Annotated in this window: 1 protein-coding gene; it reads right to left on the minus strand. The window is 63.5% G+C overall.

Translation table 11 applies throughout. The features are described 5' to 3' along the window. The coding region (locus ACLE20_RS15550) for a methyl-accepting chemotaxis protein (RefSeq protein WP_410941223.1) at positions 1-578 on the minus strand (578 nt) is incomplete at both ends.

Raw genomic sequence — 578 nt, forward strand, 5'->3', positions numbered from 1 at the left:
ACCTGGTCCATCTGGTTGACGGCGGTGTTGACCTCGGAGAGCCCGACCGACTGTTCGCGCGCGGAGGTGGCGATCGCGTCCATATGTTGGTTGATCGTGACGATATAGCTCTCGATCGTCTTCAAGGCCTCGCCCGTCTGGCTGACGAGCTTGACGCCGTTCTGCACTTCGCCGGAGGAGTTGCGGATCAGATCCTTGATCTCCTTGGCGGCCTGGGCAGACCTTTGAGCGAGCTCGCGCACTTCTTGCGCAACCACCGCGAACCCCTTGCCGGCCTCACCGGCGCGGGCTGCTTCGACGCCGGCATTCAGAGCGAGCAGGTTGGTCTGGAAGGCGATCTCGTCGATCACGCCGATGATCGAGGAGATCTGGTTGGACGACTGCTCGATCTTGCTCATCGCATCGACCGCATTGGCGACGACGGCACCGGATTTGCGCGCACTGTCATTGGCCTGGATCGCGACCGTGCGGGCCTCTTCCGCACGCTTGGACGAGTTCGCCACATTGGCGGTGATCTCGTCGAGCGCGGCGGCGGTTTCCTCGAGCGAGGCCGCCTGCTGTTCGGTGCGCTTGGAGAG

Source organism: Rhizobium sp. YIM 134829 (assembly GCF_046546455.1).